14 protein-coding genes are annotated in these 16239 nt (G+C 46.9%); 8 read left to right on the plus strand and 6 right to left on the minus strand.

Annotated elements, in window-relative coordinates; translation table 11 throughout:
• Nucleotides 1-442: 442 nt before the first annotated feature.
• On the minus strand, nt 443-826 hold the full coding sequence (locus EL633_RS29320) for a hypothetical protein (protein ID WP_126630774.1): 384 nt from the start codon (nt 824-826) through the stop codon (nt 443-445).
• A gap of 513 nt (nt 827-1339) precedes the next feature.
• Between EL633_RS29320 and EL633_RS29325 the strand changes: the two genes are divergently transcribed.
• Nucleotides 1340-3526, plus strand: a complete 2187-nt coding sequence (locus EL633_RS29325) for an alpha-galactosidase (protein ID WP_126630775.1) — start codon at nt 1340-1342, stop codon at nt 3524-3526.
• A gap of 208 nt (nt 3527-3734) precedes the next feature.
• Here EL633_RS29325 and EL633_RS29330 read toward each other — a convergent pair whose 3' ends face one another.
• The gene (locus EL633_RS29330; RefSeq protein WP_126630776.1) at nt 3735-4334 is read right to left on the minus strand and encodes a GNAT family N-acetyltransferase; all 600 of its coding nucleotides are present in this window, start codon (nt 4332-4334) and stop codon (nt 3735-3737) included.
• Between the two features lie 254 nt (nt 4335-4588).
• On the opposite strand from EL633_RS29330, the gene EL633_RS29335 reads away from it, so the two are divergent.
• Nucleotides 4589-5020 (plus strand): OsmC family protein, encoded by a 432-nt coding sequence (locus EL633_RS29335; RefSeq protein WP_126630777.1) that lies wholly within the window; start codon nt 4589-4591, stop codon nt 5018-5020.
• A 118-nt stretch (nt 5021-5138) separates the two neighbouring features.
• Here EL633_RS29335 and EL633_RS29340 read toward each other — a convergent pair whose 3' ends face one another.
• Nucleotides 5139-6104, minus strand: a complete 966-nt coding sequence (locus tag EL633_RS29340; RefSeq protein WP_126630778.1) for a hypothetical protein — start codon at nt 6102-6104, stop codon at nt 5139-5141.
• A gap of 347 nt (nt 6105-6451) precedes the next feature.
• On the opposite strand from EL633_RS29340, the gene EL633_RS29345 reads away from it, so the two are divergent.
• From EL633_RS29345 to EL633_RS29365, 5 genes are read left to right on the plus strand one after another with little or no spacing between them, the layout of a single operon-like run.
• Nucleotides 6452-7066: an RNA polymerase sigma factor gene (locus tag EL633_RS29345; protein WP_126630779.1), complete on the plus strand. Its 615-nt coding sequence runs from the start codon at nt 6452-6454 to the stop codon at nt 7064-7066.
• Nucleotides 7033-8274, plus strand: coding sequence for a HEAT repeat domain-containing protein (locus EL633_RS29350; protein ID WP_126630780.1), 1242 nt, complete (start codon nt 7033-7035; stop codon nt 8272-8274). The genes EL633_RS29345 and EL633_RS29350 overlap by 34 nt, the downstream gene beginning before the upstream one ends.
• Nucleotides 8275-8313: 39 nt before the next feature.
• Complete coding sequence (locus EL633_RS29355) at nt 8314-9054, plus strand: hypothetical protein (protein WP_126630781.1); 741 nt, start codon at nt 8314-8316, stop codon at nt 9052-9054.
• The gene (locus EL633_RS29360; RefSeq protein WP_126630782.1) at nt 9051-9836 is read left to right on the plus strand and encodes an ABC transporter permease; all 786 of its coding nucleotides are present in this window, start codon (nt 9051-9053) and stop codon (nt 9834-9836) included. Before EL633_RS29355 ends, EL633_RS29360 begins: the two co-directional genes overlap by 4 nt.
• A 28-nt stretch (nt 9837-9864) precedes the next feature.
• Nucleotides 9865-10773 carry an ABC transporter ATP-binding protein gene (locus EL633_RS29365; RefSeq protein ID WP_126630783.1) on the plus strand — a complete coding sequence of 303 codons (909 nt, stop codon included), beginning with the start codon at nt 9865-9867 and terminating at the stop codon, nt 10771-10773.
• 103 nt (nt 10774-10876) lie between these two features.
• Here EL633_RS29365 and EL633_RS29370 read toward each other — a convergent pair whose 3' ends face one another.
• Nucleotides 10877-11749, minus strand: coding sequence for a hypothetical protein (locus tag EL633_RS29370; protein ID WP_126630784.1), 873 nt, complete (start codon nt 11747-11749; stop codon nt 10877-10879).
• Between the two features lie 320 nt (nt 11750-12069).
• Between EL633_RS29370 and EL633_RS29375 the strand changes: the two genes are divergently transcribed.
• On the plus strand, nt 12070-13881 hold the full coding sequence (locus EL633_RS29375; protein WP_126630785.1) for a glycoside hydrolase family 36 protein: 1812 nt from the start codon (nt 12070-12072) through the stop codon (nt 13879-13881).
• A gap of 105 nt (nt 13882-13986) precedes the next feature.
• Here EL633_RS29375 and EL633_RS29380 read toward each other — a convergent pair whose 3' ends face one another.
• Together EL633_RS29380 and fdhA are read right to left on the minus strand one after the other, a co-directional pair.
• Nucleotides 13987-14547 carry a L,D-transpeptidase gene (locus EL633_RS29380; RefSeq protein ID WP_161982529.1) on the minus strand — a complete coding sequence of 187 codons (561 nt, stop codon included), beginning with the start codon at nt 14545-14547 and terminating at the stop codon, nt 13987-13989.
• A 107-nt stretch (nt 14548-14654) separates the two neighbouring features.
• Entirely contained in the window at nt 14655-15845 is a 1191-nt protein-coding gene (gene fdhA, locus EL633_RS29385; protein WP_126630787.1) for a formaldehyde dehydrogenase, glutathione-independent, read from the minus strand.
• Nucleotides 15846-16239 lie beyond the last annotated feature (394 nt).

A 16239-nucleotide genomic window follows, 5' to 3' on the forward strand; every position in this document is an offset into this window, starting at 1 on the left:
CGCTCTACTACTTACCCAAAAAGTGATACGAGCTACAAAGTAGCTAGCAGTACTGCGAGCACTGCATAACACATCCACAACTCCTAGATAGTGTTTGTTTCGCATGAAATCCATGCCGCGCTGATCATTGTTTTCGCGCCTTTGGCGCTCTAAAGGTTTTACGTGTGATGTCAAATGTTGCGCGATGCGCAACATTTGACATCACACGTAAAAGAAGGGTGGGCCCTTTAGGGCCCGAGTGCGGCTGACTGCACACTCCACGATGAGAGTGGGAAAAAAACACTATCCATAAAAATGTCTGCTTTCTAAGCGCGTTATCTATGCCTAAAGAGACTACTTGTATCAATAGAATGGGTATTCATGCCAATGAGTATAGGAAAAGTTGTCTCTACTCATAATGATAAATCATGGTGAGTACCTCCTCTACTATACATAGATGCCATCAAATTTGAGATAAAGAGTTTATCTGGCTCAACTTCGCAGAAAGGCTCTGGATCACGGCATTTAAACGCTGTAACAATAACTGCTGACCAACACCAGAGTCTATATGTAGAAGATAGCAAGGACCATTAGCGGGAGGGGAATCAATTTTACGATCGGGATCAAAGGCAATAATGGCGCGCTCACAGGGTACAATGGCAGTATTAGGATACTGAGGAAGATGGATTTCATTGGCCAGAGGGATACCAAACAGGTAAGGTCCACCATTATTGCGATAGAAAGTTAAAATTTCTCCTAATAAGATTACCCCATTCTTACATCTCCAGTTTCCGTTGCCACCATTGGTAAAGGATAATTTCACCACCAGATCATTCAAGTCGAGCATCTTCTTCTCCCCCTTCACGAACACCCACAACTGCTCTCATGGATATATCTCAGACAACGACTACGGTTGATGAGCGTTCCACCACTTCATCGAATCACTTCCATTTCAATCTTGCCGATAAAACCTGCGCAGCATCACAATAGAAACTATTAAAATTATAGCACAAAAGCTTAGAAAATCCATTTTTCATAAAAATTAGCATAAAATCGATATTTCACGATTTACCCCTGCGATCTCTGGCAAGCGATCAGATGTACATTATTTCAGGCGTGGAGTGTGTGTGGTGCGCGGCTGCAGCCGCGCACCACACACACTCCACATCCCCAACCCGGCGCCGCAGGCGTCAAAAAGGGATTTTAAAAAGTCCTGGCAAGCAGCCATAAAGCATTGACAGCTATGCAAAGAAGGGTTAACGTATAAATCAAAGGAATTCGATTCTTGTCTAAGGCTAAAAACACAATCACAGTCTTTATATCGGCAGTGTAGCCGCAGAAGAAGGGGTGTATTTACTGCATGTCAGCCAATCAATTCACAGATATGCTCGCGCCGGGTATTCATCGTCATTCAGATAAAAATAGTTGGATGTTAGTGACAAAGCACAGCACATATGCTGTAGGGATCACGTCTGAAGGCTTGCTCTTACAGTTGTATTGGGGTACGCGTCTCCCCAACTTTGCCGACTTACCGGAAGCCCAAATACCACATGAACGTTCCTCACATGATGTAGCCCTCACGCTGGCTCGTGAAGAATTTCCAGCCTTTGGAGGCTTACGTTATGGAGAGCTCGCAGCTGAGGCGCTCTTTGCCGATGGTACACGTGATATGGATCTGCGCTATCAGGATGCTGAGATCGGCGAGCGCCAGGGACTACCAGAATTACGGCTGCATCTACGGGATGCTATTTATCCATTTGAGGTCATCCTCTCCTATCGGGTCGATAGTGAAAATGACCTTATCATACGCTCAGCCAGTTTTACTAATACGGGTAAAGAACCTATCGTCCTGAAGAAAGCATTCTCGGCCGTCTGGCACCTGCCCCAACAATTTGAGCAACGCCGCCTGACCACGCTAGCCGGACAATGGGCGCAGGAAACACTGGTCCAGCAACGACCAATTGTCGCGGATACCGTGCAGATTGAGTCGCGCAAAGGCATTCCTGGCTCCAATGCTTATCCGTGGTTCGCGATTGATACCCAGGCCAACGAACATCAAGGCGAAGTATATTTCGGTACAATTGCATGGAGTGGTAGTTGGAACCTACGCGTCAGTACCCGCGTTTCAGGTGAGACAGCCATCGCGGGTGGTATCAATGAACATGATTTCGCCTGGATCCTGACAGCGAACCAGAGCTTTGAGACGCCCGATTTCATCGCTGGATTCGCTCGCAATGGTTTTAATGGTACGCGCCAGCGCATGCACCGCTATGTACGTGAGCATGTACTCCCACAGCCTCAGGCCAACCAGCCACGGCCCGTCCTATATAATTCCTGGGAGGCCACTACTTTTGATGTAACAGAAGAAGGTCAAAGTAAGCTGGCCGAACGAGCCGCCACGTTGGGGGTTGAACTATTTGTGATTGATGATGGCTGGTTCCCCGCTCGCATTCATGATCGCGCAGGACTTGGCGATTGGCGCGTTGATCCACAAAAATTCCCACGCGGTCTACGACCATTAGTGGAGCGCGTCCATGAACTGGGAATGCAGTTTGGTATCTGGGTCGAGCCTGAAATGGTCAATCCCGATAGCGATTTGTACAGGGCACATCCAGATTGGATCTACTATTTCCCTGAGCGGCCACGCAGTGAAGCCCGTAACCAACTCGTGCTTAACGTTGGTCGCAAAGACGTACAGGAATATCTGATTGGTCTGCTCGATCCTTTGATTGGTGATCATGGCGTCAGTTTCATCAAATGGGATATGAATAGACCATTGTCTGAACCAGGCTGGCCAGAATATGTGCAGTCCGGTCATGATGCACGGGAAATCTGGGTACGCCATGTCCAGGGCGTCTATACGATCATGGATACCCTGCGGGCACGTCACCCACAACTAAGTATCGAGTCCTGTTCAGGTGGTGGTAGCCGCGCTGACCTGGGCATACTTACCCGGACCGACCAGGTATGGTCCAGCGACAATACCCATCCCGATGCACGCCTGTTCATTCAAGAAGGTATCTCACATATTCTTCCTGGCCGCACCATGGGAGCCTGGGTCACCGACACCCCGAGTGATCGTGTCTGGAACGAAATTCCTCTGCGCTATCGTTTCCACGTCTCAATGATGGGAATGCTCGGAATAGGTGGTCACCTGCTCCATTGGAGTGACGAGGATATGGCAGAGGCCAGGATATGGATTGATGCCTATAAGCAAATTCGCCATATTGTACAGGATGGTGAACAGCACTGGCTGGTCTCTCCGACCGCCAGTCAGGGTACCTGGGCCGCCGTTGAATGTCTAACGCCAGACGCCCGGGAAGCGGTCGCCTTTGCCTACCGCCGTACCAATCCTTTCTGGAATACCACCCCACCACTACGCTTCCAGGGATTACAACCTGACGCCCGCTACCGCATAAAGACAATGGGACAATCAGAAACCCCGGCCATCGAGCTTTCGGGTGCCACATTAATGCATCAAGGTCTAACACTACCACTAGGTAGAAGCTCATACGCCAGTTGCATTCTCCATATCCAGCAGATATAGAGAATACAGTGCTAAAATCGGCTCATCTCTACAATCTATGAAAATGATTGTAGAGATGAGCCAGTTTCGTCCCCAGCAAAGGGACTTATATGGTGCCAGAAGTGCGCTGTGCGCACTTCTGGCACCATATAAGTAAAAAATCCTGGCGCGCGCCAGCGCCCTGCGCATAAGAACGGCAAGCTTCCCGCAATGATAGGCGTAAGATATATTAAGAATATACCTGCTCCATTTTTGCACTTAAATTACTCTTGACCTGCTCCCACTCGGTATCCAGGATACTATAATAGACCGAATGGCGATAATAACCATCTGGCATAATCACATGATTGCGCAATACACCCTCTTTTTTGCCACCAATGCGTTCTATAGCCTGTTGCGACCGTATATTACGACTATCTGTTTTCAGCTGCACGCGAATAGCCTGGAGTTTCTCAAAAGCATGTCCCAGCAAGAGATATTTACACTCAGTATTCACTCCAGTCCTCCTGGCTTCGGGAGCAAGCCAGGTCCAGCCTATCTCCAAACCACGGTCCTTTCGCCTGATATCCAGGTAACGGGTCGAACCGATAATCTGGCCAGTACGCTGATCAATAATCACGAAAGGTAGACTATCGCCAGCCTGCTGTAATCTCAAGGCTTCCGTAATCCATTGTGTCATTGCCTGCTCAGAGACGCCAGGATTGAAAGACATATATTTCCAGGTTGCATCTTCATGGCCCGCACGTAATAAATCCTCAACATGACTCAATTGTAATGGCTCCAGGCGCACAAGCTTGCCTGTTAATATCACCGGCTCAACATGCATCATAGCTATGGAAAATCCTTTCTGATCGTTTGCTTCAACCCATTATAAGGCAGGTTCAGAAAGCTGCGAATATCCACTTTGCCAGCGTATAACCATACCACTATCTATCATAACCATACCATTATCTATCTATAACGGACCGAAAGCAGCTGGATAGTTAGCAACAATTCGATATGCATACATCAGGGCTGCTAAATGCTGTACAATAAAGGTCTGGATATTTAGTGTGGAGATTCAACAAAAGGAAACCAGTTACGATGCACATGCAGATGAATGTTCAGGCAAAACTAGATTCAGCTTTGCGCTTTAATATAGACACGGGCACAGGTCATTCACTCATCCTGGACACAGACGAGCCAGATAGTGGAGAAGAGAGCGCTGGCCCCTGTCCAATGGAGTTGTTACTCTCAGCTCTGGCTGGTTGCGCGGGTATAGAAATCATGACTATCCTGCGTAAAATGAAACAGGATATACACGACTACGCGATCGAGGCACATGGAGAAAAAGTCCCCCAACCACCACATATCTTTCATACAATTACAGTGGAGCATCATTTTACTGGAAGCAATATTCATGCTGATGCTATTCAAAGAGCCATCTCATTAGTAGAAAAGCGCTATTGCTCGGTAGGATTAATGATAGATCAAACGACACAGATTACACATACATTCTCAATACAAAATATGTGATAGCAACAGTAGCCAAAGCCGCGGGAGCGAAACCGCCAAAAAAGCAGAGTTCGGGCACAGATCTCCTGTGCCCGAACTCTGCTCAAGCTTGAAGTGGATGAATAGTGCGTTACAGTTGTTACTCAGTCACCGTAAAATGCACCACCTGAGCAAGTTTACCGTCACTACAATTTTGTGTATTGCACCAGTAAATTTCCGCAGCTGCATCGGGTGTAGGCAGATAATACTGCACTCCAAAGTATCCTACGGTTACACCGTCGTCCACCTTTAGTGGATCATCTTTAAGGATTTTATCCGATCCACGATAGAAGCGTACGTTCACCCAGGCTGGAGTTTGGGCTACATTGTATTTATTAGGATCAAGGTTAAAGGTGACATAAATTGGTTTATTGACCTTAAAAGTTGTGCCGATCGTGCTCTCGATTGGCGTATAGGCCTTCTTATCAACGTCACCCGCCGTTTGAGGATGGATGATGATTTTTGAGGCCACGGGATCAATCGGCGTGCCAGAAGGTGTGGCGCCAGGCTGCGTATTCGTCGTGGCTGGTGTTGGTGTCACGTTCGACGACGGGCTAGCCGTAGGAGTAGTTGCTGCGGTAGTGGGTGTGGCTGTACCATTATCGGCGGTACCCCCCGCCCATTTGTTCGCGGCAAACACTGAGCCAATACACCCAAGCACCAATACAACTGCCACAATTGCCACGATCAGACCAGTACGCGACTTTTTGCGCGGCGCTTGAAACGGTGTATTTGGGCCACCAGGATATGATGGTCCACCCGGCGGATTGTTATATGGCGTAGATGATGGATACTGCTGCCCTGGCTGCTGATAAGGATCTGTTGGATATATTGGCTGATACGGTGATGAACCAGCCGGCGTTGGGTTCTGATAAGAATTACCTGGATACGAAGGCGGTGGCGGCACAGGTGCATTTCCATAGTTAGTTGCTGTAGTCGGACCGGCATAAGCGGTGGGGGGCAACTGACCCTGTGGATTAGTTCCTGGTGTCTGCACAATAGTACCACAAGATGGGCAGGCGTTAGCACCAGCTGGGACGCGCGCTCCACATACACGACACTGCATATAATTTCTCCTCACCTGAAATAGCTCAAAGGAACTAAAGGATAAATTCAAGGACTGGGGGGACGCATTCAAAGTTTTATCTTATTCACATAGCTCAAAAAACAGATTTTTTGCATAAGGACCTTGAAGCTGCATTGCATAATTAAGTTTGATTGCATTTGATCGAATAGCTTACAATATGTCCCAAATTATAAACGAGATCAAAGAATAAAATATAACGATGAATATATAGACGCCCTACAAAGTACTATCTCCAATGATAAAAATCAATTGCCTCAAGATGCAACCCCCCAAGGGATTTATGGTATCTACCTGATAAGAATTTAAATACTTTGTGAAAGGATGCTATGAGCCAGTATGACGATGATCTGAAAAATTTACTCGCTATCAACCTGCATGAATATTTCCAGCTAGTAGTTATACATTACCAAAACCGCCTGTATACCTTTGCCTATCGTTTATGCAATAGCCAGCAAAACGCTGAAGATATTGTGCAGGAAGCGTTTGTGAGCGCCTACGTGACCCTGGAAAATTATCCACCTGAGCGGATACGGCTACTCAAGTTGCAAGCCTGGCTATACAGGGTTACGCTCAATGTCTATACCCACTGGCTACGCAAAACACGATTACACATCGTGCCATTAGATCTGACCGAGAATAATCCACCACTCCATATAGAAGAACAACCAGAAATACTATTTGAACAATTAGAAACACAAAAAGAGCTAGGACAACTTTTAGCAAAATTACCTGAAAGATACCGCATCATTATCACCTGTTACTATTTTGAGCACCTTAGCTACCAGGAGATCGCAACGCTGCTGGATCTTCCATTAGGGACGGTCAAATCTGCTATCTCAAGGGGTATACGTCAGTTGCGCACATTTTTTGAGGAGAATAATCGCGTACAGGAAGGGAGAGAAAAACCATGGATCAACAAGGATTCAACCCGGAGGAGATAGAAATATCCTGGTCAGAGGAGCAACAGGCTCCAGAGACGCTTCTTTCTCAGGTGCTTGGTCGCCTGGCAGAACGACAACCTTATCTGGAAAAGGGGCTAGCAGCAAATCAACAACACGCTGGATTGCAGCATAGTGCCTGGGAAATACGGGCAGCAACCGTGCGGACATTCGATGGTAATACAGATCCAGAACTCCTCAAAGCCGCATTAGCAGATGAACATCGTCTGGTTCGAGTTGCGGCACTCCGCGTACTAGGCCAGTTGGGGGAACAGGCTCCCTTAGAATATCTACTCCAGGCGCTGGCAGATCCTGAATGGGAAGTACGAGAAATGGTCATTCTGACCCTGGCGGAGATCAATATACAAACATCAGACTTACTCGGTTCTTTATTACAGGTAGCGCAGAAAGATCCCTATGCGCCTGTTCGCGAAGCAGCGCAATATGTACTGGCTAAAAACAAAAAGGAATATGCACAGCCGTCCATTGCATCTTCAAATCATAGACAGGTAGAAGTAGACACAACCCGATCAGCACAACAAATATTATGTGAAACATTAATTACGATTACTAAACGTTATAGTGTGCTATTCATACGACAGATCCCCTTAATACACAAAAGTATCTGGCTCGGGGCGGTATTAGTAACAACGCTGGGCATGATCATGACCTTGTATTCTTTAGCAAGCCAACCTTCAAACATGCAGGCTGCGGGTGTCTATATGGCCATGTTTATCACCATCTCAGCTGGTGCGGGGGCAGCATTTCTCTTCGGTGGTGAGAACGATAGTGGACTCGAGCTCACACTGTCAACACCAACCTCTATTCGTATCATGATGCTATTCAGATTCTTGATTGTGGTTGGCTACAATCTACTGGTTGCCTTGATCGCATCTGGAGTGGTTGCCCTGATTTATGGCGGGAATCTCTGGGAGATCATCCATCTCTGGTTAGAACCACTGTTGCTGGTTGCACTGACAACGTTCTCAATGTCTGTATTGATCAGTTCCTGGCTGGCACTGCTAGTGACCTTTGGGATAGAAGCGCTACACGTCTTTGAACTTCAGCTCAACAATTTACAGCTAAACTTTAACTTTTTCATGCATATGAATTGGGACAACAATCCATATCTATTTGTGGTTCCTTTACTTCTACTACTTGTAGCTATCTACTATGCACCACGTCAACCACGCCTGGCGAGCCTTGCATAGTAGATTCATGCCAGGCACATACACATGTTTGGAGGAATTATGTCTTTTGATCGCTTATACTATGAAATCAAACTGCTCGGGAAACGAACCCTCCTTACCCCGTTAATCCTGGTCATAGGATTTATCCTGCTGGCACTATTCTTACAGGCCCGGCAGATTAATCCAGCACGGGCGTTATTAGGCGGAGTGGAAATGATGCTCCCGATAGCCATGGGGGCAGTTATTGGAACGGTTCTTGCGCAGGATTCCGCCCTGGAAATACAGTTAACCGTAGCCAGTAAATATCAACATACGGCGCTCATACGTTTTTCCAGCATACTGATCCTGTCTATCATTGTAGCTATGCTCTACATCAACTGCATGGCAAGCTTAAACTTGATCTATCTGCCAACATTTATGCAGAGCTGGTCACCATGGCTCAAGTTCATCATCATCCAATCATTATGGCTGGCTCCCTTACTCTGGTGCCTGGCGGTGGGTCTATGCTTCTCCTTACTCATTCAGAGCCAGACGGCTGGCGTGGCATTACTTGGAGGTATCTGGATTGCCGAGATCGTGTTCAAAGACTTTATCGCATTGAACGACTGGTTGCGCCCGGCACTGCTCTTTCCTGCCACGTTGCTCAAATTTCCAGCCACAGATATCATGCCAGCAGATTATTATAAATACTTTCTGGATACGCGCCTTGAGTTGATTGGTACGGCTCTGGTTTTGTTCGTGCTCTCCTGGTTCTTATTACACAATACAGAACGTATGTTGAAAGGAAACACAGAAGAATGATAAATCAATTGGCCGTCTTTCAAGGAACATTTCGCTATGAATTTCTCATGCAAATACGCAGGCGTTCTTTATGGATTGGGATGCTTTTGATTGGGGCCTTAGAAATTGCCATCTATGCACGCTCGCCATTCGTAAACCAATTTGTCCAGCGAGATCTCGATCTACCGATGCCCCAGACATTGGCAAGTCTGGCCCTCTTGCTTAACTTTTTCTTACCCGCAACTTTTGGTTGCATGATCGCGGACCGTGTACCACGCGATCGACGCACCAAAATGGAAGAATTGTTCAATGCGCTACCAGGAGCGCTGAGTGTCAGATTGCTTGGCAAATACCTGGGTAGTGTCTGTGCCACGTTGATACCCATGCTGCTCTTTTTCCTGGCAGGAGTGAGCTTTATTCTCTATCGCACAGGAAATTTCGAAAGCATCTTGTTGGCCATACCAGTCTTCATGATCATTACATTACCAGGCATCCTTTTCATAAGTGCCTTTTCACTCGCCTGTCCTGCAGTGATGTGGGTCCCCCTCTACCAATTTTGCTTTGTTGGCTACTGGTTCTGGGGCAACTTCTTAAGCTCACGCAATGGGATTCCTACGTTAAGTGATACGCTTCTCGCACCAGCAGGTAAATTCATGGCCGTTGGCATCTTTGGGCTCAACCACATGGATGTCTCGGCTACGCCAATACAAGGCTGGGAAAGTGTCCTGCTCTTAACTGCACTGGCGCTGGTAGCGCTAGGTACGCTTTACATAGTTTTACGCTGGCAACAAGCCGTAAAATAATTTTTTGATGGCAAAGGATTCTTGCACCATGAACATAATCATTGATGATCTCACAAAAACCTATCGCGGCAATATCCAGGCATTAAAGGGACTCGACCTCTCTATTGAAAGTGGCATGTTCGGCCTGCTCGGCCCAAATGGGGCGGGCAAAACCACACTTATGCGTATACTGGCAGGTATCCTTTATCCGTCCTCTGGTACGATTAAGGTGGGTGAATATGATGGGAGTACAGAAAAAGGTCGTACAGCCATCAAAAAAACGTTAGGGTACTTGCCTCAGGACCTGGGAATGTATCCAGATCTCAGTGCCCGCGAATTCCTGGATTATATTGGGATTTTAAAGGGGCTTGACAACCGGCAACAACGAAAGGCGCGCGTTAATGAGATGCTCGAAATGGTGGCACTCAGTAATGTGGCCCAACGCAAACTCAAAACCTTCTCCGGCGGTATGAAACGCCGTGTTGGTATCGCTCAAGCCCTACTCAATAATCCACAACTCTTAATCGTTGATGAACCAACCGCAGGACTTGACCCAGAGGAGCGTATCCGTTTCCGCAATCTATTGAGCGATCTGGGAGGTAATCGTACTGTATTGCTCTCAACACATATCGTGGAAGATATTGCGCAGACCTGTCGCAATCTGGCCGTTATGAAAAATGGCGAAGTCATCTTTCAGGGTACAACCGCTAAACTGGTTGAACAAACACAAGGCAAAGTCTGGCTTGTGACCACACAGGGTCAGAAGCCACAAGGAGATCTTATTGTTGTCTCTACCCTGCATTTAGCACAGGGCATACAATATCGCGTGATCGCTGATCAAAGCACAATCGATCAGCTAACTGCTGCCAGAACCGTCCCTGTCGAGCCAGGATTAGAAGATGGCTATGTCTGGCTGATGCGCGAACAACGCGTACAGACTAAAGAACCAGCCTATTAAAGCCGGAGCAAAATCTACAGGTGAATGTTGTGGGTAACATTCACCTGTAATCGCGCAATGACCATCCAGGCAACATGGCAAAGTGTTACCTGGTATTGGTGGATCAGGCGTTTTGTTCGTCCTCTTTAATTACCTTGCGTGCTCGCGCCACCTCTTGAGCTTGTGAGACGGTATTCCAGGCGAGAACAGCATTTCTGGTGCGTATTGGTCCGATCACTTCCTCAAAACGATTACGTGTGAAGAAATACTCAAAGTCGATGAAATCATAGCAGAGCATTAAGATAAGCTCATCCAATGAATTTGAAGGAAACTTTTCGCTGCTAAATTGAATCAAGCCACGCGGCTGCTCGATCTGACAGGTATACTGAAACGTGTTTTCTGCATGCCCTTCCTGGCTGAGCTGTTTCTGGCGAATCTTCACGACCATGCCGGCTGCATTTTCTGCTTCAAGCTCACGCTCATTCTGATGATCTTTTGTATAATACTGATTCAAGCGATGCTGAAGTAATTCAAGACGAGCTTCCAAAAACGCGGGTAAGGTCAGTAACACCTGCTCATTTCTATGCCGCAGCAACTTGATTGTACCAGGACCATACCAGATCTCTATCCAGTGCTTCTGCGGATAGCGCTCATAGAAAGCGACAATATCCATATGAGTATTGCGTAATGCACTGATAATAGGCCCTTCTTCGAGGCGCATATGTGTTTCCTCGCCTCGTATCCATGTCCAGCCCGCAACCTCTTCATCATAACCAAAGGCCCAGCACATCGTTCCATCCGATTCTGCCAGTTCTTCAACCTCGTAAGCGTCATAAGTGCGCACAAGAAAATGCCCAATCTCTTCAAAGAGCATATTCCAGAATGTATCATGGCGATTACCATTATATAAGCCACACAGCTGCATGTCCTGTACAATGTAATCTACAGATGCTTCGATGTACGATTCAATATAGTCTAAAAATTCAACACTATCCACGCAGATATACTCCTTATCAGTGGAGAACTCGTATTGCTGCATTGATTATCAGGATCAGCAGGTGATAATCCTCTTTACAGTATACTGGTCCGTCCAAACCTGGAGGCAGTTATAGAGAAAGGTCCTCCACTCAAGAAAAGTCAGAAAAACAGTCGTCGTAGCGCCAGACAGTTCAGATATGGTAGACTCCAGGGTAGACAGTAAAACCGGCTCATCGTGAAACGATGTAAGTGCTCGCAATAGTATATAACTATAACCGGCAAGTTTGTGTTTACGTAAAGTATTGCAATGTTAGCATACGACAATGGAGTTTTCCTCTTATGGCATCCACACCCACCAGCACAGCTGTAATCACGATTAATGGTCTTGGCGATCATTTCATCGCTACGCAAACAACTACCAGGCTGGAAGAAGGTCTAGATCTGATTGCGTTTACCTTCAAGACGAGAGACCACCAGCCTCAGCCAATGCCCCATATTCAAATTGCATGGTCTATTCCCATGCACGATATTTATAGCATATGGAATTCCAGTAGTGATCGCAATAAAAGTCTGGCACCCAACTGGACATCAGGAACGATTGCGAAGGTAACGTCACAAATGCCTGTGACCAGTCTTTATAATTATCATGGACAAAACAGGCTCACCTTTGCATTCTCAGATGCCCTGGAAGCCGTTGAGATGAAGGTTGGTGTCAGCGAAGAGACGGGCGAACTGCATTGCGCGCTTAATCTATTCGTTGAATCAACTCCGCAGTTGGCCAGTTACGAAGCAACCCTAAGACTGGATACACGCGCTATTGCATATTACCAGGCCCTTCACCAGGTCCAGCAATGGTGGGCTGGACAGCCAGATTATGAGCCCTTAGCGGTTCCTGAACATGCACGACTGCCAATGTACTCAACATGGTATAGTTTCCATCAGCAGTTGGAGCCAGGCGCCATTGAAGCTCAATGTCGTATCGCCAAAGACCTGGGCTGCGAAGCTGTCATTGTCGATGATGGCTGGCAAACCATCAATAATGAACGTGGCTATGCCTACTGCGGGGATTGGCAGGTGGCAACCGAAAAGATACCGGACATGCAAGCCCATGTGGCACGCGTACACGAACTGGGCATGAAATATATTTTGTGGTATTCAGTTCCTTTTGTGGGTAAAGAAAGTAATGTCTGGTCCCGCTTCAAGCATAAGCTCCTCTACACAATAGATCAATTAGGGGCGGGAGTACTCGATCCACGCTATCCAGATGTACGCGAATACCTGATTCAATTATACGAAAAGGCCCTGCGAGAATGGGACCTTGACGGTTTTAAATTAGATTTTGTGGATGCATTCCGCCCCCAGCCTCGCTTTCCTAGGGGTGCACCTGTCCCTCCACACACACATAAACACATTGATCTAGCTAACGATGAACGGGACGAACAATCAATTGATCGGGCCGTAGATCGACTACTAACCGCCGTGATGGCCCGGCTAAAGGCGATTAAGCCTGACATTTTAATCGAATTCCGCCAGTCATATGTCGGTCCACTTATGCGTAAATACGGCAATATGTTCCGCGCAGGTGATTGTCCCTATGAATTTATCACCAATCGCGTCAGGACCCTGGATATACGCTTGATGTGTGGAGAGACTGCCGCTCACTCCGATATGCTGATGTGGCATCCCGATGAGCCTGCAGAAGTGGTAGCACTACAGATCATCAATATTCTCTTCTCAGTTCCACAAATTTCAGTCATGCTCGACAAAATCCCATCCGCCCATCTAGATGTGGTACGGTATTGGTTGGCCTTCTGGCGCGAGCACCGCGACCTTTTGTTAGATGGCACATTACAACCACTGCATCCAGAAATACTCTACTCATCGGTAACGGCGTCCACACAAGAGAAAAGTTTGGTCGTAGCATATCTCAATACGGCACTATCTGTGGATCCTACTTTTCCTGCCGAGCTATTAATTGTCAATGGCACCATGGAACAGCGAATCATGCTAGAAATGACGGAAAATGCAGGTAAACGGTTCGTTGAGGTGCGAGACTGTCAGGGTAAGCTTGTACGAGAAGAAGAGCTGGAGTTAACTGCTGGCCTTAAACCGATCGCCGTTCCAGCGGCTGGCACTATCCTTTTCCGTTAACACTAGCACACAGTAATAATCATATTACCAGTGATAAAATCTCAGATCCCAGGCTTGTGCCATGGTTTAGGCCTGGGATCTTTTGTTCTCCAAACAGCTACCTCATCACATATGGATACGAACTGGTGTGCCAATTGGAGCCCAGGTGTAAAGCCAGCGTGCAGATGCATACGGCATAGAGATACATCCATGGGATCCATTTTGCGGACCATAGACTGGATCACTATGTATACTATTCGTACCGGGTCCATATACCGTATGCCACCAGGAATCGTGTAGGAAGAAACCTCCTGGCTTCCATTCCAGCGCATAGCTGACAGTCGTGGGCGGATAATAATTGGGAGAACCTACGGGCCAGGGTGAGTAAAAGGTAGTAGGACTGGCTTTGCTAAACACTTGATACGTCCCTGTCGGCGTATCTAAACCTGCTCTACCAGTCAATATCAATGTCGAGAATACTGCACGACCATTTTCAAACGCCGTGAGGCTTTGCTGCGTGAGGTCAACGTCTATAACCTTCCCTCCTACTGCTGCAGCCGAGACTTTTGGGGCTCTGGCAGTAGCAGCTTTAGCCGAAGGTAACATCCAGGCATTTGCTATAAACACGACGAATAGCAGACAAGTAAGCAAAACAGTTACAAGTACTTTGTTCAGTATGTTCTTCATACGATCAACCTCCTCTCTCATAGAACGCAAAATTAATAAAAAAGAGACGCAAGGAACATGTCATCCATTCCCTGCGTCTCTATGACTGCTCAAGCTGTTGGCCAGGTTTATTTAATCAAACCATGTGGATCCAATATGAACTTCTTAGCGACCCCTTTATCAAAATCCTTATAGCCCTGTGGCGCCTTGTCCAAAGGGATCACAGTAGCATTGACGGCCTTGGCAATCTGAATTTTGTCGTTCAGGATCGCCATCATTAACTGGCGATGGTAACGCATGACAGGAGTTTGACCGGTCGTAAAACTCAGCGCTTTCGCCCAGCCGAGTCCTAAATTCACTCCCAATTGGCCCGTCTTCGCATTCTCATCAATACCACCAGGATCACCCGTCACATAGAGACCAGGAATACCCAGACGGCCGTCCACACGTGTAATAGCCATGATATCATTCAACACTGTTGCAGGAGCTTCAGCAGCGTCCTTGCCATGTCCGCGTGCTTCAAAACCGACACAGTCTATCGCAGCATCAACCACCGGCTCACCAACAATCTGTGCAATCATATCTGGAAGATCCGCATTTTTACGCAGGTCAACTGTTTCACAACCAAAACTCTTAGCTTGTGCCAGGCGCTCAGGATTCATATCACCAACTATCACAACGGCCGCACCCAAAAGCTGGCACGAAGCCGCACAGGCCAGTCCCACAGGTCCGGCACCCGCCACATAGACCGTCGATCCAGTGGTCACACCAGCTGAGACAGCACCATGATAGCCGGTCGGAAAGATATCAGAGAGCATCGTCAGGTCTTTCATCTTCTCCATTGCCTGCTCTTTATCAGGAAACTTCAAAAGATTCCAGTCTGCATACGGAACCATCGCGTACTCAGCCTGACCTCCAACCCAACCACCCATATCAACATAGCCGTATGCCGCTCCCGGACGTTCTGGATTAACATTCAAGCACACATGCGTATTGCCAGCCTTACACATACGGCAACGGCCACAGGCGATATTGAAAGGAACTGAAACAAGATCACCAACCTTGATGAATTCAACATCACGTCCGACTTCGATAACTTCACCAGTTATCTCGTGGCCTAACGTTTGACCCTTATGAGCTGTTGTGCGACCACGTACCATGTGCTGATCGCTACCACAAATGTTGGTCGCGATAACGCGTAGAATGACACCATGGTTACATTTACGATGCTGCTCTTTCAACTCAAGCCTGGGATACTCTATATTTTCAACCTTAACCTTACCCGGTTCAACATATACAACACATTTATTACCTGCCATCTCGTTTCTCCTTCTTTGGATCAATGACGTTCACACTCAATGTATAGCCGGGATACAATGAAAAATAACCATAACGCCCAAAGCTTATGGCAAATCGGCAGGGAAAGATTACGATCCACGCTACAAGGTGTAGTAGTAACACAACGGTGTTGAAGCAGAAGATTGGAAATAGAAAGGAGACACGATTAGCAATACATGCACTAAAATCATAAGAACTTTAACTCATCTTATTGCTCAATTATTGATATAAAAAGAAGGTAGCATATAGAATAGAGTATGTCAATGAAGAGTGCCAGAGTAAATTACGCTAATAGATCAGATTAAACTATATATTGATCTATAATTGACATAAAAATATTATGTGCTCATAGTACTAAAAGCAAGAGCTATAAAA

This window comes from Dictyobacter alpinus, from assembly GCF_003967575.1.
Taxonomy (GTDB): Bacteria; Chloroflexota; Ktedonobacteria; order Ktedonobacterales; family Ktedonobacteraceae; genus Dictyobacter; species Dictyobacter alpinus.

Bases quoted from the DNA above. Each gene is read 5' to 3' on its own strand.
- EL633_RS29345 (WP_126630779.1), top strand. From the start codon at position 6,452: ATGAGCCAGTATGACGATGATCTGAAAAATTTACTCGCTATCAACCTG.
- EL633_RS29360 (WP_126630782.1), top strand. From the start codon at position 9,051: ATGATAAATCAATTGGCCGTCTTTCAAGGAACATTTCGCTATGAATTT.
- EL633_RS29330 (WP_126630776.1), bottom strand. From the start codon at position 4,334: ATGATGCATGTTGAGCCGGTGATATTAACAGGCAAGCTTGTGCGCCTG.
- EL633_RS29335 (WP_126630777.1), top strand. From the start codon at position 4,589: ATGCACATGCAGATGAATGTTCAGGCAAAACTAGATTCAGCTTTGCGC.
- EL633_RS29380 (WP_161982529.1), bottom strand. From the start codon at position 14,547: ATGAAGAACATACTGAACAAAGTACTTGTAACTGTTTTGCTTACTTGT.
- EL633_RS29320 (WP_126630774.1), bottom strand. From the start codon at position 826: ATGCTCGACTTGAATGATCTGGTGGTGAAATTATCCTTTACCAATGGT.
- EL633_RS29375 (WP_126630785.1), top strand. From the start codon at position 12,070: ATGGCATCCACACCCACCAGCACAGCTGTAATCACGATTAATGGTCTT.
- EL633_RS29350 (WP_126630780.1), top strand. From the start codon at position 7,033: ATGGATCAACAAGGATTCAACCCGGAGGAGATAGAAATATCCTGGTCA.
- EL633_RS29325 (WP_126630775.1), top strand. From the start codon at position 1,340: ATGTCAGCCAATCAATTCACAGATATGCTCGCGCCGGGTATTCATCGT.
- EL633_RS29355 (WP_126630781.1), top strand. From the start codon at position 8,314: ATGTCTTTTGATCGCTTATACTATGAAATCAAACTGCTCGGGAAACGA.
- EL633_RS29340 (WP_126630778.1), bottom strand. From the start codon at position 6,104: ATGCAGTGTCGTGTATGTGGAGCGCGCGTCCCAGCTGGTGCTAACGCC.
- fdhA (WP_126630787.1), bottom strand. From the start codon at position 15,845: ATGGCAGGTAATAAATGTGTTGTATATGTTGAACCGGGTAAGGTTAAG.
- EL633_RS29365 (WP_126630783.1), top strand. From the start codon at position 9,865: ATGAACATAATCATTGATGATCTCACAAAAACCTATCGCGGCAATATC.